The 20,412-nt window shown below is 66.1% G+C and carries 16 protein-coding genes and 1 tRNA gene; 7 read left to right on the forward strand and 10 right to left on the reverse strand.

Going from position 1 to position 20,412, the window contains the following annotated elements:
* Positions 1-9 precede the first annotated feature (9 nt).
* The 3 genes from paoC to paoA are packed head-to-tail and all read right to left on the reverse strand — an operon-like array spanning position 10 to position 3,820.
* Positions 10-2,214 (reverse strand): aldehyde oxidoreductase molybdenum-binding subunit PaoC, encoded by a 2,205-nt coding sequence (gene paoC, locus ACOJSJ_RS04625; protein ID WP_420143817.1) that lies wholly within the window; start codon positions 2,212-2,214, stop codon positions 10-12.
* Positions 2,211-3,167, reverse strand: a complete 957-nt coding sequence (locus tag ACOJSJ_RS04630) for an FAD binding domain-containing protein (protein ID WP_420143818.1) — start codon at positions 3,165-3,167, stop codon at positions 2,211-2,213. The genes paoC and ACOJSJ_RS04630 overlap by 4 nt, the downstream gene beginning before the upstream one ends.
* Positions 3,164-3,820: an aldehyde dehydrogenase iron-sulfur subunit PaoA gene (gene paoA / locus ACOJSJ_RS04635; protein ID WP_420143819.1), complete on the reverse strand. Its 657-nt coding sequence runs from the start codon at positions 3,818-3,820 to the stop codon at positions 3,164-3,166. Before paoA ends, ACOJSJ_RS04630 begins: the two co-directional genes overlap by 4 nt.
* A 340-nt stretch (positions 3,821-4,160) precedes the next feature.
* Here paoA and ACOJSJ_RS04640 point away from each other — a divergent pair.
* Positions 4,161-4,235: transfer RNA gene (locus ACOJSJ_RS04640), tRNA-Gly, on the forward strand.
* Between the two features lie 109 nt (positions 4,236-4,344).
* On the opposite strand, the gene ACOJSJ_RS04645 is transcribed toward ACOJSJ_RS04640, so the two are convergent.
* The 4 genes from ACOJSJ_RS04645 to ACOJSJ_RS04660 are packed head-to-tail and all read right to left on the reverse strand — an operon-like array spanning position 4,345 to position 8,508.
* On the reverse strand, positions 4,345-5,148 hold the full coding sequence (locus ACOJSJ_RS04645; RefSeq protein WP_420143820.1) for an inositol monophosphatase family protein: 804 nt from the start codon (positions 5,146-5,148) through the stop codon (positions 4,345-4,347).
* Entirely contained in the window at positions 5,135-6,481 is a 1,347-nt protein-coding gene (locus ACOJSJ_RS04650; protein ID WP_420143821.1) for a TldD/PmbA family protein, read from the reverse strand. The genes ACOJSJ_RS04645 and ACOJSJ_RS04650 overlap by 14 nt, the downstream gene beginning before the upstream one ends.
* 43 nt (positions 6,482-6,524) lie before the next feature.
* Positions 6,525-7,454: an NAD(+) diphosphatase gene (gene nudC / locus ACOJSJ_RS04655; RefSeq protein ID WP_420143822.1), complete on the reverse strand. Its 930-nt coding sequence runs from the start codon at positions 7,452-7,454 to the stop codon at positions 6,525-6,527.
* On the reverse strand, positions 7,441-8,508 hold the full coding sequence (locus tag ACOJSJ_RS04660) for an A/G-specific adenine glycosylase (RefSeq protein WP_420143823.1): 1,068 nt from the start codon (positions 8,506-8,508) through the stop codon (positions 7,441-7,443). Before ACOJSJ_RS04660 ends, nudC begins: the two co-directional genes overlap by 14 nt.
* Before the next feature lie 26 nt (positions 8,509-8,534).
* Here ACOJSJ_RS04660 and ACOJSJ_RS04665 point away from each other — a divergent pair, with 26 nt between their 5' ends.
* The 4 genes from ACOJSJ_RS04665 (at position 8,535) to smc (ending at position 14,147) form a co-directional block, all read left to right on the forward strand.
* Complete coding sequence (locus tag ACOJSJ_RS04665; protein ID WP_420143824.1) at positions 8,535-9,077, forward strand: DUF721 domain-containing protein; 543 nt, start codon at positions 8,535-8,537, stop codon at positions 9,075-9,077.
* A 104-nt stretch (positions 9,078-9,181) separates the two neighbouring features.
* Entirely contained in the window at positions 9,182-9,850 is a 669-nt protein-coding gene (locus ACOJSJ_RS04670) for a DsbA family protein (protein ID WP_420143825.1), read from the forward strand.
* Positions 9,851-9,897: 47 nt separating this feature from the next.
* Positions 9,898-10,629, forward strand: a complete 732-nt coding sequence (locus tag ACOJSJ_RS04675; RefSeq protein WP_420143826.1) for a thioredoxin domain-containing protein — start codon at positions 9,898-9,900, stop codon at positions 10,627-10,629.
* A gap of 74 nt (positions 10,630-10,703) precedes the next feature.
* Entirely contained in the window at positions 10,704-14,147 is a 3,444-nt protein-coding gene (smc, locus tag ACOJSJ_RS04680) for a chromosome segregation protein SMC (protein WP_420143827.1), read from the forward strand.
* A 221-nt stretch (positions 14,148-14,368) separates the two neighbouring features.
* Here the strand turns inward: smc and ACOJSJ_RS04685 are convergent, their stop codons facing one another.
* Positions 14,369-15,826, reverse strand: a complete 1,458-nt coding sequence (locus ACOJSJ_RS04685) for a phospholipase D-like domain-containing protein (protein ID WP_420143828.1) — start codon at positions 15,824-15,826, stop codon at positions 14,369-14,371.
* On the reverse strand, positions 15,823-16,731 hold the full coding sequence (ubiA, locus tag ACOJSJ_RS04690; protein ID WP_420143829.1) for a 4-hydroxybenzoate octaprenyltransferase: 909 nt from the start codon (positions 16,729-16,731) through the stop codon (positions 15,823-15,825). The genes ACOJSJ_RS04685 and ubiA overlap by 4 nt, the downstream gene beginning before the upstream one ends.
* Positions 16,732-16,816: 85 nt before the next feature.
* On the opposite strand from ubiA, the gene ACOJSJ_RS04695 reads away from it, so the two are divergent.
* Together ACOJSJ_RS04695 and ACOJSJ_RS04700 are read left to right on the forward strand one after the other, a co-directional pair.
* Positions 16,817-17,563 (forward strand): 16S rRNA (uracil(1498)-N(3))-methyltransferase, encoded by a 747-nt coding sequence (locus tag ACOJSJ_RS04695; protein WP_420143830.1) that lies wholly within the window; start codon positions 16,817-16,819, stop codon positions 17,561-17,563.
* A 100-nt stretch (positions 17,564-17,663) separates the two neighbouring features.
* The gene (locus ACOJSJ_RS04700) at positions 17,664-19,037 is read left to right on the forward strand and encodes a glutamate--cysteine ligase (RefSeq protein WP_420143831.1); all 1,374 of its coding nucleotides are present in this window, start codon (positions 17,664-17,666) and stop codon (positions 19,035-19,037) included.
* Between the two features lie 64 nt (positions 19,038-19,101).
* On the opposite strand, the gene ACOJSJ_RS04705 is transcribed toward ACOJSJ_RS04700, so the two are convergent.
* Positions 19,102-20,412 carry a methyltransferase family protein gene (locus tag ACOJSJ_RS04705; RefSeq protein WP_420143896.1) on the reverse strand — a complete coding sequence of 437 codons (1,311 nt, stop codon included), beginning with the start codon at positions 20,410-20,412 and terminating at the stop codon, positions 19,102-19,104.

The following is a 20,412-nucleotide window of genomic DNA, read 5'->3' on the forward strand; positions in this document are numbered from 1 at the left end:
CGCCGAGAACTAGGCTGCCTGCGCTTTCAGCAGCTTGTCGATGGTCAGCGGATAGTCGCGCAGGCGGATGCCGGTGGCGTTGTAGATGGCGTTGGCCACCGCCGCGCCCGCGCCGCATATGCCCAGTTCGCCCACGCCCTTGGCCTTCATGGGAGAGCTTTTGTCGTCCAGTTCGTCGACAAACAGCACATCCTGTTGTGGGATGTCGGCATGGACCGGGACCAGATATTCGGCCATGTCGTGATTGACGAAGAAGCCGAACCGGGTATCGACGTCCAGCGCCTCCATCAACGCCGATCCCGCGCCCATGGTCATCGCGCCGATCACCTGGCTGCGCGCCGATTTGGGGTTGAGGATGCGCCCGGCCGCAAAGGCGCCACCCATGCGGCGGATGCGGACTTCGGCCGTATCGACATCGACCCCGACCTCACAGAAATGCGCGCCGAAGGTCGCCTGGACATAGCGTTTGTCAAGGTCGCCATATTCCATGCTGTCTTCGGCCCAGATGCCGTCGCGCCCGGCGAGCGAAGCCAGCGTCTGCGATTGATTGTCGAGTTTGATCAGCCCGTCCTCAAACTGTGCCTGATCTGCGGGATAGCCCGCCTGTCCGGCCAGTTTCGCGCGCAGCGCCATGGCGGCGGCATAGACCCCGGCGGTTGAGCTGTTCGCGCCCCACTGGCCGCCGGACCCGGCCGATACCGGGAAACGGCTGTCGCCAAGGCGCACCGTTACGGCCTCCAGCGGCACGCCCATCATTTCCGCCGCCGTCTGGCCGATGATGGTGTAGGAACCGGTGCCGATGTCGGTCATGTCGGTTTCGACGATGACCCGGCCCTGCGCGTCGATGCCGATGCGCGCGCCCGATTTGCCGACCAGATTGTTGCGGAAGGCGGTGGCCATGCCCATGCCGACCAGCCAGCGCCCGTCGCGCACCTGCCCCGGCTTCGCATTGCGCTTTGCCCAGCCGAAATGATCCGCGCCCGCGCGCAGGCATTCCACCAGCTTGCGGCTGGAATAGGGGCGTTGCGGCCCCGCTTCGGGATCATATTGCACATCGTTGCGGATTCGCAGTTCGACCGGGTCGATGCCGCAGGCCTCCGCCAGTTCGTCCATCGCGACTTCCAGCGCCAGCAGGCCCACCGCTTCGCCCGGCGCGCGCATGGCGTTGCCTTCGGGCAGGTTCAGCGTCACCAGCCGGTGCGCGGTCATCCGGTTCGCGCCGCGATAAAGGAGGCGGGTCTGCGCCGCCGCCGTTTCCGCCGCGCCGCCGGGCAGGTCGCCCGACCAGACTTCATGGCCGATCGCGTCGATCACGCCATCCTTGTCCGCGCCGATGCGGATGCGCTGGATGGTGGCGGGGCGATGGGTCGTGTTGTTGGGAATCTGGTGCCGGGCAAGGGCGACCTTGACCGGGCGGCCTACCTGCTTCGCCCCCAGCGCCGCCAGCAGCGCGTCGGCGCGCAGGAACAGCTTGGACCCGAAGCCGCCGCCGACATAGGGCGAGACGAGGCGCACATTGGCCTTGGGAATGCCCAGCGTTTTCGCGACTTCGCCCACGCCCCAGGCGACCATCTGGTTGGATGTCCACAGGGTCAGTTTATCGCCGTTCCAGGCGGCGGTCGTGGCGTGCGGTTCCATCATCGCATGGCTGTGATCGGGCGTGGTGTAACGCTGGTCGATCTTCACCGCCGCGCGGGCGAAGCCGCCGTCGAAATCGCCCACCGCGGTGTCGGCCGGTCCGGCAAAGCCGTCGGGCGGCACCACGCCCCGGATGCTGTCCGCCGCCAGATCGAACTTGCCGTCCTCCGCCGCATAATCGATGCGCAGCAGCTTGGCCGCATCGCGCGCATTTTCCAGCGTATCGGCAACGACCAGAGCGACCGCCTGATCATAATGGTCGACCTGTGGGCCGCCCAGCAGGGGGGCGGTGTTCATGCTGCCCTTGCCCAGCTTGCCCGCATTGGCATGGGTGACGATGCCCAGAACGCCCGGCGCCGCTTCGGCCGCGCGCGTGTCGATGGCGGTGATGCGGCCCTTGGCTATGGCCGATCCGACGATCCAGCCATAGGCGGCATTGGGTGCGGCGTCGTGCCGTTCATAGGCATAGGGCGCGCTGCCGGTCACTTTTGCCGCGCCGTCGATGCGATCGTGCGGAATGCCGACGACCCGGCCCCGGTCGATCGGGTTGATGCCCGCTGGCGTATCGAACTTCATGCCCGTGCCTCCCGCTGCCGATAGAGCGACGTCAGCGTCCGTTCGACCAGCAGCTTCTTGAAATCGTTGTGATGGGTGGTCCGCGCGCCGTTCAGCGCGGCTTCCGCAACTGCCTTCGCGCCCTGTTTCGCAGCGGCGTCCGCCATGTCGGTGCGCCATGGTTTCGCGCCGATGCCGCCGAATGCGAAGCGGGCCGTCCCGTCCCTGCCGAACACGGCCGCTACCGACACCAGCGCAAACGCATAGGAGGCGCGGTCGCGGACCTTGCGATAGACATGGGTGCCGCCGATTGGCTTTGGCAGCGTGACGGACGTGATGATTTCCCCGGCTTTCAGCGCCGTTTCCCGCTGTGGCGTATCGCCCGGCAACAGGTGGAAATCCGCGATCGGGATCGACCGGGCGACGCCGTCCGCGCCCATCGTGTCGACCTGCGCATCCAGCAGGCGCATGGCGACCGCCATGTCGCTGGGATGCTGGGCGATGCAGGCGTCGCTGACGCCCAATATCGCGAGGCTGCGGTTGATCCCCTGCATCGCGCCGCAACCGCTGCCTGCCTTGCGCTTGTTGCACGGCATGCGTGTGTCGTAGAAATAGGGGCATCGCGTGCGTTGCAGCAGGTTGCCGCCGGTCGTCGCCTTGTTGCGGAGCTGCCCCGACGCCCCGGCCAGCAGCGCGCGGCTGAGCACGGCATAGTCGCGGCGGACGACCTTGTCCGCCGCCAGATCGGTATTGCGGACCAGTGCGCCGATGCGCAGCCCGCCTTCGTCCGTCTTCTCGATCCGGTCGAGGCCGAGGTGATTGACGTCGATCAGATGCGGTGGCGTTTCGATCTGGAGCTTCATCAGGTCCAGCAGATTGGTGCCGCCCGCAATGAAGCGCGCACCCTGCACCGATCCCGCCGCCTTTGCCGCCGCCGCCACGCTGGTCGCGCGTTCATAGGTGAAGGGCTTCATGCCTTTTCTCCCTTTGCCCCGGATTGTCCCGAAACGTCGCGCATCGCGGCGATGATGTTGGGATAGGCGGCGCAGCGGCAGATGTTGCCGCTCATCCGTTCACGCAATTCGGTGTCGCTGATCGCCACATCGTCCAGATCGTCGGTAACGTGGCTGGGTATCCCTGCCTCAATCTCGTCCAGCACGGCGACGGCCGAACAAATCTGCCCCGGCGTGCAATAGCCGCACTGATAGCCGTCATGCAAGATGAACGCCTTCTGCATCGGGTGCAGCTGATCGGGCGTGCCAAGGCCTTCGATTGTGGTGATCTTCTGACCATCATGCATCACCGCCAGCGTCAGGCAGCTGTTGATGCGGCGGCCGTCCACGATCACCGTGCAGGCGCCGCACTGACCATGGTCGCAGCCCTTCTTGGTGCCGGTCAGATGTAGATGTTCGCGCAGCATATCCAGCAGGCTGGTGCGCGGGTCGAGTTGCAGATGAACCTCGCGGTCGTTGACCGTCAGTTCGACTGGCATCATTGCATGTCCTCCATGGGGTTGCGGCCTTGGCGCGGCGGCGGCGCTTTGCGCGGACGCCATGATCGGGGCGGCGGCGGCCAGAGCGCCGCTACCCTGCAAGAGGCGACGACGGGTCAACGGGTCGGACTGCATGGCTGGTCCTCATGATAAAAGGCATATCGGGTCATTACGAAGCGCGGCGACAAATGATCCCGCGACGGACAGAAACATGTCCCCGCCAGTCTAGCCAGATGGCGCGCCGTCGCCAAGTCACCGCTTTCACCGAGGGTGGTTTGCGCCTGATTCGGATGCCACCGATCGCCTTTTCGTGAAGCGGCGTGCGCGATCGTCAGATGTAAGGCACGGAAAACCCTTAATTTTCGGGGATTTTGAAGAGAATTTCATTTTTCTGCAATTCTCCCCTTGCCGATATGGAAAAGCGCTGCTAGTTCCCCGCCACCCGCCGAGAGGGACACACTCTCCGGCCGCCAGAGCGGGCGTAGCTCAGGGGTAGAGCACAACCTTGCCAAGGTTGGGGTCGAGGGTTCGAATCCCTTCGCCCGCTCCAGTTTTCCTAGATATTTGTATAGATTATCGCCGTAAAGGCGACCCCGATACTGCTGTCGCCAGCGGCAGGTAACGGTGATTTCTGTCGCCGGAAACGGCCGCAAGGCGGTTCAGCTTTCGGGCTGGCCCACTATGTCCCGTGCGCGCGGGGCCAGTCGTTCGACGGCGGCTGCGTGGATACCCGGCGCTGCGCAAAGCAGGCCGAAGGCCGTGGGTTGCGGCCGGTTGAAGCCCAGCGGTTCGCCCAGCGCATCGGTGACGATGCCGCCCGCTTCCTGCACGATCAGCGCGGCGGCTGCGACGTCCCATTCATTGCCCCAGCGGACCGTGGCGACCAGATCGGCTTCGTCCGCGGCGACCATTGCCATGCGCAGCGCGATGCTGTTGGGCTTGTCCACGGCCACCAGATCGCGGTCGGCGCGCGGCAACTGGTCGGCGGGAACGCGCGCGCCGGGCAGGGTGTCGCGCGATCCGGCGCGCAAGGGCAGGCCGTTGCGGGTCGCGCCCTCGCCCCGCCGTGCGACCCATAGTTCGTTACGGGCTGGCGCCGCCAATATGGCCAGCATGACCGCGCCATTTTCCACCAGCGCGACCGACACCGACCATCCCGGTCGCCCGCGCAGATAATCGCGCGTCCCGTCAATCGGGTCGACCACCCATACGCGGGTCGCATCCAGGCGGTGCACCGTATCGGCGGTTTCTTCCGACAGCCAGCCCGCCTGCGGATCTATTGCCGCCAGCCTTTCGCGCAGCAGCGCATCGACCGACAGATCGGCCTCGCACACCGGATGGCCCGGCACCTTTTCCCACTGGCGCACGCGCGTGTCGCCACCGGCCCACAGGGTCAGCGCATGGTCGGCCGCATCCGCCACGGCGGACAGGGTCGCCTGATACAGGGCGTCATCCCCCGGCAACGGTCATCCCGTCGATGCGCAGCGTCGGCACATTCATGGCATAGCGGAAATGCAGGTCGCTGGCCGGGACCAGCGATCGGAACATGTCCTTCAGATTGCTGGCGATGGTGATTTCCGACACGGCATGGGCGACCGCGCCATTTTCGATCAGGAAGCCCGCCGCGCCCCGGCTGTAATCGCCGGTAACGCCGTTCACGCCCATGCCGATCAGTTCGGTGATGTAGATGCCGCGCTTCACATCCGCCATCAGGTCGCCGGGTGAAATGGTGCCCGCTTCCATATGGACGTTGGTGATGCTGGCGCCGGGCGCGCCGCTGCCGCCCCGGCTGGCATGGCCGGTGGGTTCAAGGCCCAGCTGACGTGCCGATGCGCTGTCCATCAGCCAGCCCGTCAGCACGCCCGCGTCGATCAGCGCGCGCCGTTCCACCGGCAGGCCTTCGCCATCGAAGGGGCGCGATCGCATGCCACGTGGCAGCAGCGGGTCGTCGATGATGGTGACGTTCGCGTCGAACAGCGCTTCGCCCAGCGATTCGAGCAGAAAGCTGGACCGGCGGGCGATCGCCGGGCCGACCATGCCGCCGATCAGATGGCCAAGCAGGCTGGAGCCGATGCGGGGATCGAAAATGACCGGCATGACGCCGCTTTCGACCTTGACCGGGTTCAGGCGGGCGACGGCGCGCTGGCCCGCGCGCACGCCGATCGCTTCGGCATTGTCCAGATCCTCCAGATGGCGCACGCTGTGGCTGGCATGGTCGCGCTGCATGTCCGCGCCGCTGCCCGCCAGCACGCTGGCCCAGGTCGAATGGCTGGTGCCCGCATAGGCCCCCGCAAAGCCATGGCTGGTGGCGAGCGCTACCTGACTGCGGCCGACCGCCGCGCCGCCGCCTTCGCTGTTGGTGATGCCCGGCACGCCACGCGCGGCTTCCTCCGCCATCAGGGCGCGTTCGCGCAGCGCGGCGGGTTCCGGTTCGGCGTCGTCGGTCAGGTCGAGCGAGGGCGGGCGCTTTTTCAGCAGCCGGTCTTCGGGGGCAAGGCCGGCATAGGGGTCTTCGGGCGCTTCGCGGGCCATGGCGATGCAGCGATCGACCAGCGTGGCGAGCGTCGCGGGGTTCATGTCCGACGCGGAAATGCTCGCGGAACGCTGACCCACGAAGACGCGCAGGCCGATTTCCTCACCTTCCGACCGTTCGACATCCTCCAGCGCGCCAAGCCGCACCGACACGTTGGTCGACGCATTGCAGGCATAGATGGCGTCGGCGGCGTCGGCCCCGGCCTTGCGCGCGGCGCTGACCAGATCCTGCGCGCGTGACTGGGCTTCTTCTAGGCTGAGCATGGAAGGAAAATCGTCCCTGAAATCATGAAAGGATGAGGCGGCCTTACGCGCTTGCGCCAGAGGGAACAAGCGCGGGGGCGACGGCGGCAAGCCAGTGATCGAGCAGATGCCATGCAACCGCCAGCTGCGGCGGGGCGGAGAAAGGGGCGTCGGGATCGCCCGCCATGGCGGCGCGCAGTTGATCCGCGTCGCACCAGAAGGCGTCCTCGATTTCCGTCGCGTCCAGCGTCAGCGCGTCGTCCTGCGCCTGCGCGATACAGGCGATCATCAACGACGAGGGGAAGGGCCAGGGCTGGCTCATCACATAGCGGACCGAATGGACGCGGATGCCCGCTTCCTCGAACAGTTCGCGGGCGACGGCTTCCTCGATCGTTTCGCCCGGTTCGACAAATCCGGCGAGCGCGGAATAGCGGCCCTGCGCCCAGCCATGCTGGCGACCCAGCAATATGCGGCCTTCATGTTCGGCCAGCATGATGACGACGGGGTCGGTGCGCGGGAAATGTTCGGCAGCGCAGCCATCGCATCTGCGCGCCCAGCCCGCCTTCACCGGCTGCGTTTTATCACCGCAGACAGCGCAATAGGGATGGCGGGCATGCCAGTGGAGCAGGCTGCGCGCCGCGCCGTACATCGCGACTTCCGATGCGGGGACAAGGTCGGCGATGGCGCGGCTGCGCGGGGTGGGGGACAGGTTGATGTCCGCGCGGGTCAGCAACGGTACGAAGATCGACTGTCCGGCCGGATCGACGCCCAGCAGCACATGATCCTCAACCAGAGCATCGGCGGCGACCGGTTGCAGCAGCAGATGCCCGTCCACCTCCACCGGCTCCAGCCCATCGAGCATCAACAGGCGCGCGGCGGGACCGGCAAAGGCGTCCGCCAGCAGCGCGGGGTTGGTGCGAACAGGGTCGACACGGTCCAGATGGCTGCCGACAAAGCCCGGCACATGGTTTCGGGTCGGGTCAGTTCCGTGCATCCGCTTTCCTTTCCTTCCGCGCCGCATCCGCCGCGCGGGCGAACAGGGTGGGCAATCCGGCCTCTTCGATCCGGTCGATCGGCCACCATTCGCCCATGCCGGGCGGCGTCATGTCGGGTCCCACATGGGCATGATGGACGGCGAGCGCCAGAGAGAAATGGGTGAAGACATGGAGCACCGGTTCGTCCACCCGCGTCCATCGCAGGGGCAGGGGGGGTGTGGCGTCGGGCATGTCGCTCCAGTCGGAACTGGGCAGCGCGCGCATGCCGCCCAGCAATCCCCTGTCCGGTCGCCGGATCAGCCAGACATGGCCGTCCCGTTCCATCCACCATGTATGGCCGGTGCGGTGAGGGCGGGCCTTTTTGGGCGCCTTGACGGGGAAAGCGGCGGGATCGGCGGTCAGGACCGCGTCGCAACCCTCCCGTATCGGGCATATGCCGCATGCCGGATTGCGCGGCGTGCAGATGGTCGCGCCCAGATCCATCATCGCCTGCGCGAAATCCCCGGCTCTGGCATCGGGGGTGATGCGATCGGTGGCGGCGCGGATCGCGGGACGGGCGGCGGGCAGGGGCGTGTCGATCGCGAACAGCCGGGCTACGACGCGTTCGACATTGGCGTCGACCACCACGGCGCGGCGGCCAAAGGCGATGGCGGCGACGGCGGCGGCAGTATAGGCGCCCACGCCGGGCAGGGCGCGCAGCGCGTCCTCCGTATTGGGAAAGACGCCGCCATGATCATGCGTCACGGCGCGCGCGCAGGCCAGCAGGTTGCGGGCGCGGGCATAATAGCCAAGCCCCGCCCATGCCGCCATCAGATCCGCGTCGGGGGCGGCGGCCAGATCCTGAACCGTTGGCCATATTTGCGTGAATTTGGCGAAATAGGGGCCGACCGCCGCGACCGTCGTCTGTTGCAGCATCACTTCGGACAGCCAGACGCGATAGGGATCGGCGGCATTGCTGCCCGGTGGCGCACGCCATGGCAGTCGCCGGGCATGGATGTCGTAATGGGCAAGCAGGTCGCTCGCGATTTTTCTGTCTCTACCCTCGACGCGCATGGCGGCCCTATGCCATTAAGCGGGGCATGACGGAACGCCCGGCCACCCCGAAATATAAGAATCGCGTCGCAAAGCAGGCAGAACGTCCGCGTGTCGGCGCGCCCCGCGCCATCGCGGACCTGATGCCCGACATCGGCCGCGCCGCATTCCGCAAGTTCGGCTTCGTCCAGTCCAGCATCGTCACCCGCTGGGCGGAAATCGTCGGCAGCCATTATGCCGAAATCTCGGTGCCCGAATCGATTCGCTTTCCGGTCGGGCAGAAAGCCGGCGGCACGTTGCAGCTGACGGTGATGAGCGGCCATGCGCCGATGATCCAGCATATGTTGCCCGACATCGTCGAACGGGTGAACCGCTTCTTTGGCTATGGCGCGGTGTCGAAGGTCGCGATGCGACAGGGGGATGTGAAGCCGGTCAGGGCCGAACGCCGCCCCCCGCCGCGCAACCTGAAACCGATCCCGGTCGAACTGGGCGATTCGCTGCGTGACATTGGCGACCCGGAATTGCGCGCGGTGCTGGAATCGCTGGCGCAGGGGCTTGCCAACAGCGCCGGTTTGCCGAAGATCAACTGACAGGCGATGTCAGGCCGGATCATCGATCCGCATGGCCGGAAATCGCGACCGACGCCATCATCATTAGGCTCCGGTTCAGCGGGGCAGATTTACGGACGCACTCCATGAAGAAACTGTTCCTGCCGATCGCCGTGCTCGCCGTCCCCGCCGCTCTGGCGGCCGCTCCTGCCGCCAACTGGGTCAGCCGGGTCGTGCTTTCGCCGATCGGCGGCCATGCGATGGGCAATCCCAACGCGTCCACGAAGGTAGTGGAATATGTCAGTTACACCTGTTCCCATTGCGCCCATTTCGTGGGTGAGGCGAGCGCGCCGCTGAAAAACGATTATGTGAAGGGCGGGACGGTCAATGTCGAAGTGCGCAACGCGGTGCGCGACAAATATGACCTGACATCCGCCCTGCTGGCGCGGTGCGGTGGACCGGCCCGCTTCATGGGCAATCATGAAGCGCTGTTCGCCAACCAGAGCGCCTGGATCGAACAGGTGGAAGCCTATGACAGCCGCACCGACAAGCCCACGGACCAGAACGCCGCGATGAAGGACATCGGCCAGAAGACCGGCCTTTACGCCCTGATGAACAAGCGCGGCTTTACCAATGCGCAGCTGGACGCCTGCATCGCCAATCCCATGTCGATGAAGCAGATTCTGGCCATGACCGACGAAGCGTGGAACAAGGTGAAGATCGGCGGTACGCCCGGCTTCACCGTCAACGGCACGCTGGTCAAGGGTTCGACCTGGGACATACTCAAGGCCGCATTGCCCGCGCCCGCCCGCTGATCTAAACCCCCAATCATCGCATTGCCATCATCGGAGCCTTGCCCGTCGTGAAAGCCCTTCCCCTTGTTGCCGCCATCGCCTTCAGCATGACCCTTGCCGCCTGTGGCAAAAGCGAAGAGGGCGCAAAGCCCAGCGGCGAACCGATCGCCGCCGTGCCCGCGCCCGCCGGGACCAGCTGGTCGGAAACGGTCGCGGAAACGCCCGATGGCTATTATCTGATGGGCAATCCGTCGGCGAAGCTGAAGCTGGTCGAATATGGTTCCTATACGTGCAGCCATTGCAAGGATTTCGCGACCGAGGCATCGGAGGAAATCCGCAAGCTGGTCGACACCGGCAAGATGAGCTTCGAATTCCGCACCTATGTGCGCGATCCCATCGACCTCACCACCGCCCTGCTCGCCCGGTGCGGCGGCAAGGATGTTTTCTATCCCCTGTCCGAACAGTTTTTCGCCAATCAGGCGGCGATGTTCGAAAAGGTGCAGGGTAATGACGCCGCATTTCAGGGCGTAGAGAAGCTGCCGCCTGCGCAGCGTCCCGGCGCCATCGCGCAGGTCGCGGGCCTTGTCGAATTTGCGCAGCAGCGCGGCATTTCCGCCGATCAGGCGAAACAGTGCCTGGCCGACACCGCATCGGCCGAACGCCTGGCCAAAGGGGTAGAGGCCGCTAACAACCAGTATCAGATCAGCGGTACGCCCAGCTTCCTGATCAACGGCGTGCTGGTCGACAATGTCGCAAGCTGGTCGCTGCTTCAGCCCAAGCTCAGGGAAGCGGGTATCTGATTGAGCCAAGGGGGCTTTGATCGCGCGCATACGCAGATGAGGGCCGGGGCGGCAGGCTGCCCCGGCGCGACGCCGTGCAGATAAAGCGCCTCAAACTTTCCGGCTTCAAGAGCTTCGTCGATGCGACGGAGCTGCGGATCGAACCGGGCCTGACCGGCATCGTCGGTCCCAATGGCTGCGGCAAATCCAACCTGCTGGAAGCGATCCGGTGGGTGATGGGCGAATCCAGCGCCAAATCCATGCGCGGCGGCGGCATGGAGGATGTGATCTTTGCGGGCACGACCAGCCGCCCGCAACGCGACTTTGCCGAAGTGTCGCTGTTGACCGTGCAGGAACAGGGGGAACTGTTCAACGCGGTGGAGGTGGGCGCCGACGGCGAGCTGGAAGTCACGCGCCGGATCGAGCGCGGCGCGGGCAGCGCCTACAGAGCCAATGGCAGGGATGTACGGGCGAAGGATGTCGCGCTGGTGTTTGCCGATGCCGCGACCGGCGCGCATAGCCCCGCCCTCGTCAGTCAGGGGCGCATCGCCGCCGTCATCGCCGCCCGGCCGCAGGAGCGGCGCGCCATGCTGGAGGAAGCGGCGGGGATCGCCGGGCTGCATGTGCGGCGCAAGGATGCCGAGCAGAAATTGCGCGCGGCCGAAGCCAATCTGGCGCGGCTGGACGAAGTGCTGCTGGACATGGATGCACGGGCCAATGCCCTGCGCAAGCAGGCGCGGGCGGCGGAACGCTATATCCGCCTGTCCGACCAGATCCGGGTAGCGGAAGGGCGCGTGCTGTTCGCCCGCTGGCGCGAAGCCAATGCCAGCGCGGAGGCGGCGCGGGGCGAAGCGGAACAGGCCGAAGCGGCCGTGTCCGCCGCACAGGAAGCGCAGATGGCGGCCGCCGCCCATGCGCAGGCGGCGGTGGCGGCGCTGGCGGATCGCCGCGCCGCCGCGCAGCGCGCGCGCGATGCCGCCAATGAAGCCGGGCATCGGCTGGCGGCTTTGCGCACCGAACGCGAATCGGTCGTGCGTCGCCTGTCCGACCTGACGCAGCAGGCCGCGCGGCTGGAGGAAGACCGGGCGCGCGAAGGCACGCTGGCCAATGATGCCGCCGATGCCATCACGCGGCTGACGGCGGAGATCGCGACGCTCAAGGGGCGCGTCATGGAAACGGAGAAGCTGCGTCCCGCCTTTGCGGCGCGGATCGCGGCGGCGGAAGATGCGGCGCGGGACACCGAACTGGACCTTGCCCGCGCGATGGCGACGCAGGCGGCGGAGCAGGCGGAATTGCGCGTGGCGGAGGCCGCACTGGCGGCGGCGCGCAGCCATCTGGAGCGGGCGGAAAGGGATGTCGCGCGATTGACGGCGGAAGCGGCCGCCTTGCCCGACGCAGCCCCGCTGGAGGCGCAGCGCGAAAAGGCGCTGTCCGATCAGGCGCAGGGACAGGCGGATCGCGATGCAGCCGAAGCGACGATCGCAGCGGCCGAGGCGGATCGCCATGCAGCGGCCGAAGCACGGGCGAGCGCCGAGGCCGCCCTGGCATCGGCGCGGGCGGGGCTTGCGGCGCTGGACAGCGAAGCATTGGCGCTGCGCAGGGCGGTGGAAAGCGGGACCGGCAACCGGGCGCGGGCCCTGGACAGGCTGAAGGCTGCGCCGGGTTATGAGCGGGCGCTGGCGGCGGCGCTGGGCGACGATCTGGAAGCGCCCGTCGGCGCGGATGGCAAGCGGCGCTGGGCCGGGGCGGAGGCTTTGCCGGGCGATCCGGCCCTGCCGGCCGGTGCGACCGCGCTGGCGGATCATGTCACCGCGCCTGTCGAACTGGCGCGACGGCTGGCGCAGATCGCGGTGGCGGAAACGGACGATGGGCAGGCGCTGTCGGTGGGGCAGCGGCTGGTGACGCTGGACGGGCAGTTGCGGCGCTGGGATGGCTATGTCGCGGCCGAGGGTGGCGCGGCGGCGGCGGAACGGCTGATCCGGATCAACCGGCTGGAGGCGATCGCAGCGGTGCGTCCCGATGCCGAAGCGGCGGTTGCGCAGGCGTCATCGGCACAGGATGAGGCAAGATTGCGCGAGCAGGCGGCGGCGCAGACGCTGGCGGCCGGGCGGACGGCGCTGTCGCAGGCGGACCAGCGGTTGCGCGCCGCGCTGAGAGCCGCGGATGAAGCGACGATCGCGCTGGAACGGCTGGCGGGGCGGCGTGAGGGCGTGGAGGAACGACGAACGCTGGCGCAGCGCGACCGGGATGGGGCGCAGGCCGAGCATGAAAAGGCGCAGGCCGCGCGTGCAGCCGTGCCGGACGGCGCGGAGACGCGGGCGCTGGTCGCGGCGCTCAGCCAGTCGAGCGAGAAGGCGCGGGCCGCCGTCAGCCAGTTGCAGGCTGAGCAGGCGCTGGCTGACCGGGCGCTGTCCAGCGACCGGGAACGGCAGGCGGCCGCGGATGCGGAAATCAAGGGCTGGCGGTCGCGCGCCGGGGAAGCGGCGAAGCGCATTGCCGCGATGGTCGCCCGCGCCGGGGAGATCGGGGCCGATCGCGAACAGATTGAGGGACAACCCGATGCGCTGGCGCAGGCGATTGCGGGGCTGAGCGATCAGGGAGCGGCGCTGACGGACGCCGCCGATCAGGCGCGCCGGGCGGAGCAGGATGCGGAAAGCGCGCTGCGGGTCGCAGAGGCGCGATCGGCGCAGGCGGGTGAGGCGCTGGCAGGGGTGCGTGAGGCGCGGGCGACGGCCGTTGCCCGCGCGGAGGCGGCGGACGAACGGCGGATCGAAACCAACCGCCTGTCGGGCGAGCGGTTCGAATGCCCGCCGCCGGTGCTGCCCGAAAAGCTGGGTTTTGCCAGTGCCGACATCCGGATCGCGCAGACCGAACAGGCCGAGCATGACCGTTTCCATGGTGAACGGGAACGGATCGGCCCGGTCAATCTGGTCGCGGCGCAGGAACTGGAGGAACTGGAGGCGACGCAGGCGTTGAGCCGGGCCGAAAGCGCGGAACTGACGCAGGCGATCAACCAGTTGCGCGGGTCGATCGGCAGCCTCAATCGGGAGGGGCGGCAAAGGCTGCTGGCCGCGTTCGAGGCTGTGGACGGGCATTTCCGGCGGCTGTTCACGACCCTGTTCAACGGGGGGCAGGCGCATCTGGAGCTGATCGACAGCGACGATCCGCTGGAGGCGGGGCTGGAAATCATGGCGCAGCCGCCGGGCAAGAAGCTGGCGGCGCTGACCCTGTTGTCGGGTGGCGAGCAGGCGCTGACCGCCGTGGCGCTGATATTCGGCCTGTTCCTGACCAATCCGGCGCCGATTTGCGTGCTGGACGAAGTCGATGCGCCGCTGGACGATGCCAATGTCGATCGTTTCTGCGACCTGCTGGACGCGATGGTGGCGCAGACCAACACCCGGTACCTGATCGTCACCCATAATGCCGTCAGCATGGCGCGGATGCACCGGCTGTTCGGCGTGACCATGGTGGAGCGGGGCGTCAGCCGACTGGTGTCGGTCAACCTGCAAAGCGCCGAGGCATTGCTGGCGGCGGAATAGCGCGTGACCGGCGCTTCCTGAAATCCGTTCGGGCCGGCCGTGCCGAAGCCCGTCCTTATCCCCAGAAAATTCCGACAAGTTCAGGGCAAGTGGCGTGGTGTCTCCTCCGCTTAACTTCGCACATTTCCTGCTGAATTGGACATAAAGTTACGCCCGGATGATCCTATCGGAAAGTCGCGGCGTCATGATAGCCCCGCGCCTTTCGGTAGGACAGCAGGCGGTCACCCCCGCCCGAACCAACCCTTCATCCGGCGGAAGAGGCCGCGTTCGCTGACCGGTTCGAACATTTCCTCCGGGCCTTCGGGGTCGAGCACTTCATGGTCGGCGATCCATTGCTGCACGTCGTTGAGGTCGGGCGTCACATAGGGGCGCAGCGTCCGGCCTGCCTTTTGCCGCATTTCCTCTATCCCCGCGATCAGGCCGCGTTCGGCGATGACGGCCGCGACCCGCTCCGTCGGCAGATCGAGATGTTCGGCGATCAGGTCGGTGCGGATTTTCAGGACCATGTTCTGCCGCCCGTCATTGGACGGGATCGCCGTGTCGATGCAGACGTCGCATTCGGTGTCGAGCCGCATCGACCGGTTGTTCATGTTGGAGGAACCAACGCGGATCAGCCGGTCGTCCACGATCAAAATCTTGGCATGGACGTAAATCGGCACGCCGCGATTGGTGTAGGGATGATAGATGCGGAAGCGCCCATGGGTGTCGCGCTTCCTGAGTGTTTCATAGAGGCGCGCGCGGGCGGTATCCATCGCCTGCTGTTCCAGCCATCCGTCCGCCTGTTCCGGATTGACGATGACGATTTCCGGACCGTCCGCTTCGGCAAGGCGCTTTGCGATCGCTTCGGCGATGCGGCGGGATGCGAAATATTGGCTTTCGGCATAGATGTGGCGCTTTGCCGCCGCGATCTGATGCAAATAGAGCTGCTCGATTTCCGTCAGTTCTTCCTGATCGTCCATCTTGGGCGCGGTGCGGGCGATGGCGACATCGACGCCTTCGAACATCACGGGCAGTTTTTCGGGCCAGCAATCCTGCACGCCATCCACCGGGTCCAGCGGATCGCCGCAAGCACCGACCCAGCGGTTGCGCGCATGTTCGCCCAGCGCCGCCGCGACTGGCCCTGCCAGCGCCGTGGTCGCATCATGCCAGGGGCCATAGGGCGTGCCGTCGGGATGATGGCGGCCCGGTTCTTCGTCGCGATGGTGGCGTGTGTCCCACCGGTCGCCGGTCATGTCGATGCCGCCGCAAAAGGCGAAGCAGTCGTCGATTACCACGATTTTCTGATGATGGGATGCGGCCGGGGGATGATGACCATCCAGCTTCACCGTGATGCGCGGATGCGCCATCCAGCGCAGCGTGGTGACAAGGTGCGACGGCCGCGTCATCGACTTCATCGCGCCGACATCCCAGCGCAGCAGGAAGATTTCGAGGTCCGGATTCTGTTCCACCAGCCAGGTGATGAAATCGCCGATGACGATCGGTGCGCCATCCTTTGCCTCATCCTCCCGAATCAGGCTGATGGCGGGATCGAAATCCCAGCCGATCAGCATGATGCGGCGTTTCGCCTTCATCATCGCGTCGCGGGCGAGGCGGAAATAATTGTCAGCGTCGACGATGACGCTTGCCTTTTCCGCGCGGGCGATGCGCCAGCAATCGGCGCCAGGTTGCGGGGTCGTCATAGCGAGGCACTCCCCACGACGAGGCAGCCACAGAACATCAAGAAACCCGAAAAGCGGTTCGAACGGAATTTACGCAGGGGATCGACTCCATCTTCCTTGAGCGTTGCGACCTGCCACAACAGGTGCGCCGCCATCGGCAAAAGCGCTGCGAGCGCGAGAAGTTGCGGGCGGACCTGCCATATGGCGGCGGTCCAGAGAGACAGGGCGAGCAGATAGCAGAGGGTGACGCCGCCGCGCACATGGCGGCCCATCGACAGCGCGCTGGACCCGATGCCGATCAGCGCGTCATCCTCCCTATCCTGCAGCGCATAGATGGTGTCATATCCCACCACCCAGAAGATCGTGCCGGCATAGAGCAGCAGGCCGGGCAGGGTGAGCGCGCCCGCGACTTCACTCCATGCGACGAGCGCGGCCCAGGAAAAGACGAGGCCGAGCCAGATTTGCGGCCAGCCGGTGATTCGTTTCATGAACGGATAGGCGGCGACCAGCGCAAGGCTGCCCAGCGCGACGATCTGTGCATAAAGATTGAGTTGCAGCAGGACGATGAGGCCGACGAGGCACAGCGCGAGCAGCCAGAGCCACGCGACCTTCACCGACATGGCGCCGCTGGCCAGCGGGCGGGCGGCGGTGCGGGCGACCTTCCGGTCGAGGTCGCGGTCGACAATGTCGTTGAACACGCAACCCGCGCCGCGCATGGCGATGCTGCCCAGCAGGAACCAGCCGATCAGCGGCCAGCGGGCAAAGCCGCCGCCCGCCAGCGCCACGGCCCATGCACCGGGCCAGAAGAGCAGCCACCAGCCGATCGGCCGGTCGAATCGCGCCAGCTGCGCAAGGGTGCGGGGCGTATCCGGCAGGCGGGCGAGCAGGCCGCGCGCTTCGCTGTCGGGGACGATGGTCTGATTCAACGACGACTCCATTCGCCCTTATGCTTGTCGAAGGGCCATGCTTCTCTTTAGGGAAGAACAAGTCACCGGCAAGACATGAGATGAAATGACCGCTACCCCCGCATGGCCCCCACAAAGCGCTCCGCGCCTGCATGTCGAAACCCAGTTGGGGCAAGGCGTGGCCGTGCCGGTGGACGGCAATCCGGCCCATTATCTGTTGAGCGTCATGCGCGTGAAGGTGGACGACATCGTGCTGCTGTTCGACGGGCGGTCGGGCGAATGGGCTGCGCGGGTGCGCGATATGCGCAAGCGCGATCTGGTGCTGGAATGCGTGCAGCAGACCAGGCCGCCCGAACATGTGCCCGATTTCTGGCTGTGCTGTGCGCCGATCAAGAAGGGGCGGATCGACCTGATCGCGGAAAAGGCGTGCGAACTGGGCGTGGCGCGATTGCAGCCGGTGCTGACCCGGCGGGCGGTGGTGGACAAGCTGAACCTTGATCGGCTGCACGCGCATCTGGTCGAGGCGGCGGAGCAGTGCGGCCGTACCGCGCTGCCCGAACTGGAGCAGATGGTGAAGCTGGATGCGCTGTTGAAAGGATGGTCGCCCGACCGGCACCTGTTCTTCGCCGATGAGACGGGCGGCGCGCCGCTGGAGGCGACGTTGCGGACCCATCCGGGGCCTGCCGCCTTTCTGGTGGGGCCGGAGGGCGGGTTCGACCCGGCCGAGCGGGATGCGATCCGCGCCACGCCGGGCGCGGTGCCGGTATCGCTGGGGCCGCGCATCCTGCGGGCGGAGACGGCCGCCATCGCCGCCACTGCCGCGTGGATGACGATAAACGGCGACTGGGCGTAAGTTTCATTTCGCTATGTTATTGCGCGACGCATAGGCGCAACTTATCTGTCGGCCGCGCGCTCTTGTTTGACGCGCATGGGGGAAGCACTAAGGGCGGGGCATGAGCACAAGAACCGACTCCGGGGATCATGATCCCGTCATCGAAAACCGCGACCAGTTGATCGCGGCCTTTTCCAAGGGCGAAAAGCCCAAGGATCGCTGGCGGATCGGCACCGAGCATGAGAAATTCGTCTATAGCCGCAAGGATCGGCATGCGCCCGCCTATGAGGAAAAGGGCGGCATCCACACGCTGCTGATCGGCCTGACCCGTTATGGCTGGAACCCGGTGTTCGAGGGCGAGAATATCATCGCGCTGTCGGGCAGCGACGGCACGATCAGTCTGGAGCCGGCGGGGCAGCTGGAACTGTCCGGCGCGCCGCTCGACAATCTGCACCAGACCTGCGCCGAAACCGGCCGCCATCTGGAGCAGGTGAAATATGTCGGCGACATGCTGGGCCTTGGCTTCCTTGGCCTTGGCATGTGGCCGGACAAGACCCGCGAAGAATTGCCGATCATGCCCAAGGGGCGGTACGACATCATGTTGCGGCACATGCCGCGCGTGGGGTCGATGGGCCTCGACATGATGCTGCGCACTTGCACAATCCAGACCAACCTCGACTATGGCAGCGAGGCGGACATGGCGCAGAAATTCCGCGTTTCGCTCGCCTTGCAGCCGCTGGCGACGGCTCTGTTCGCCAATTCGCCCTTTACGCAAGGCAAGCCCAACGGCTTCCTGTCCTATCGCAGCCATATCTGGTCGGACACCGACCCCAAGCGCACGGGCATGCTGCCCTTCGTGTTCGAGGATGGTTTTGGCTATGAACGCTATGCCGACTACGCGCTCGATGTGCCGATGTATTTCGTCTATCGCGACGGGAAATATATCGATGCGGCGGGCCTGAGTTTCCGCGACTTCCTCGACGGGAAGCTGTCCGTCCTGCCGGGCGAAAAGCCGACCGAGAAGGATTGGGAGGATCATCTGTCCACGGCCTTCCCCGAAGTGCGGATGAAGAGCTTTCTGGAAATGCGCGGGGCCGATGGCGGACCGTGGAACCGCATCTGTGCGCTGCCAGCCCTCTGGGTCGGCCTGCTCTATGATCAGGGCGCGCTGGATGCGGCGTGGGATGTGGTCAAGGACTGGACCATGGAAGAACGGCAGACGTTGCGCGACAGCGTGCCGAAGCTGGGCCTCGACGCGCCGATCGGTGGCGGGCGCAGGCTGCGCGACATTGCCGGGCAGGTCGTGGATATCGCGCGCAGCGGCCTTGCGGCGCGGGAACGCTTCAACGGCGCGGGCGACAATGAAACCGGTTATCTGTCCGCGCTGGAAGAGGTCGTCGCTTCGGGCAAGACCCATGCCGAACGCCTGCTGGAACGTTACCATGGCGAATGGCAGGGCGACGTCAGTCGGGTTTACGAAGAAGAGAGCTTTTAGACAGGAACCCTGATCGTAACGCAACGGTGGGACTGGACTGCGGCTTTCGCCGGAGCATGCTATTTTATTCCGCCGGTTGCGCCGTCATCGCCGTCGTTCCGCGCTTCTTCCCGCTGATCCAGGCGAAGAAGCGCGGGACGGGGGCATTATGCTCCATCCATTCGCTATAGGCACGATAGTCGGGATCGGCGGACAGATGCTGTTCCTCCGTCTTGGCGCGCCAGTAATAGACCGCGTTGGTGAGCGCCAGCATCGCGCAGTTGCGCACCATGTCGGCCAATGACCCGCTGACCGCCAGAAACGGCAGCGCGGAAAACCACCAGAAGAGATTTTTCGACAGATAGGCCGGGTGGCGGCTCCAGCGATAGGGACCGTGGGTCAATATGCCGCGATGGGTGAGGTTGGAGAAGCGCAGGCCGAACGCCACCGTCGCCCAGGCATAGATGCCCGTCAGCAGCACCAGCCAGCCGCCCAGCAGCCATTGCAGCGCGGGCATGTTCTGCGTCCAGTAATCCCATTCCGCGCCGCCCGCATGATAATCCAGCGGTCCGCCGCCGCCCATCAGCACGAAGGGCGGGTAGCAGATCAGCGCCGCCAGCCAGCCGCCCAGATAGGGGTTGGCGGTGCGGATATGCGAATCGAGCGGTTTGAAGGTCAGCATATAGCCGACGGTCGCCAGACAGACGTCGATCATGAACATGACCGCAATCAGGAATCCGGCCATGGCGACGGGATTGTCGATCGCATCCTCGATCCGCCAGTCGACCACGCTGGTGAAATTGCCCGGCACGATCGACACCATGAAGGCGAGAAAGAAGCCCTTCACCGCCCATGCGCGGGCATGATGGGCGACCTGTGCCATGTCCGCCTGACCCGCGACGCCGCCGATCACCCATTGGCCAAAACTGTAGGAGGCGTCTTTCGGTGCGACCAGCCGCCGGTCGATCCAGATGACATAGGGCACCGACAGCGCCAGCAGCCATGGCGCGATGGCCATGAACAGGTCCATGGAAAAACGGTAATTGCCCGACCAGTACCAGCGCGCGATGCAGTAGAAGAGCGCGATGGCCAGCCATGTCGCCCACAGCCCGGCGATCTTCACGATGCTGATGTCGATCACGTTGCGGATGGGGCGGGCAGGCGCGGTCCAGTCTATGCCGGTCGATGCGTTGCGATGCACCTTGTCCACGATCAGCGACCACAGCACCATCGGCAGGCCGCATGCCATGACCGCGGTCAGCCCCGCGCTTGGCCCGTTCATGCCATAATGGCGCGCGACCAGCGTCCAGAGGCCAAGGCCCACAAGGCCCGCAATGCCGACGCCATGGCTGACGGCGGATCTGGGGCAGGCGGACGGAGCGCTGGGGTCGACCAT

Origin of the sequence: Sphingobium sp., from assembly GCF_048594625.1 — a bacterium.
Classification (GTDB): Bacteria; Pseudomonadota; Alphaproteobacteria; order Sphingomonadales; family Sphingomonadaceae; genus Sphingobium.

Coding starts and splice junctions, on each gene's coding strand:
- ACOJSJ_RS04700 (WP_420143831.1), top strand. CDS start 17,664: ATGAGCACAAGAACCGACTCCGGGGATCATGATCCCGTCATCGAAAAC.
- ACOJSJ_RS04705 (WP_420143896.1), bottom strand. CDS start 20,412: ATGGTCGACCCCAGCGCTCCGTCCGCCTGCCCCAGATCCGCCGTCAGC.
- ACOJSJ_RS04685 (WP_420143828.1), bottom strand. CDS start 15,826: ATGACGACCCCGCAACCTGGCGCCGATTGCTGGCGCATCGCCCGCGCG.
- ACOJSJ_RS04660 (WP_420143823.1), bottom strand. CDS start 8,508: ATGCGCGTCGAGGGTAGAGACAGAAAAATCGCGAGCGACCTGCTTGCC.
- ACOJSJ_RS04670 (WP_420143825.1), top strand. CDS start 9,182: ATGAAGAAACTGTTCCTGCCGATCGCCGTGCTCGCCGTCCCCGCCGCT.
- ACOJSJ_RS04695 (WP_420143830.1), top strand. CDS start 16,817: ATGACCGCTACCCCCGCATGGCCCCCACAAAGCGCTCCGCGCCTGCAT.
- paoC (WP_420143817.1), bottom strand. CDS start 2,214: ATGAAGTTCGATACGCCAGCGGGCATCAACCCGATCGACCGGGGCCGG.
- ACOJSJ_RS04630 (WP_420143818.1), bottom strand. CDS start 3,167: ATGAAGCCCTTCACCTATGAACGCGCGACCAGCGTGGCGGCGGCGGCA.
- ACOJSJ_RS04650 (WP_420143821.1), bottom strand. CDS start 6,481: ATGCTCAGCCTAGAAGAAGCCCAGTCACGCGCGCAGGATCTGGTCAGC.
- nudC (WP_420143822.1), bottom strand. CDS start 7,454: ATGCACGGAACTGACCCGACCCGAAACCATGTGCCGGGCTTTGTCGGC.
- ACOJSJ_RS04665 (WP_420143824.1), top strand. CDS start 8,535: ATGACGGAACGCCCGGCCACCCCGAAATATAAGAATCGCGTCGCAAAG.
- paoA (WP_420143819.1), bottom strand. CDS start 3,820: ATGCAGTCCGACCCGTTGACCCGTCGTCGCCTCTTGCAGGGTAGCGGC.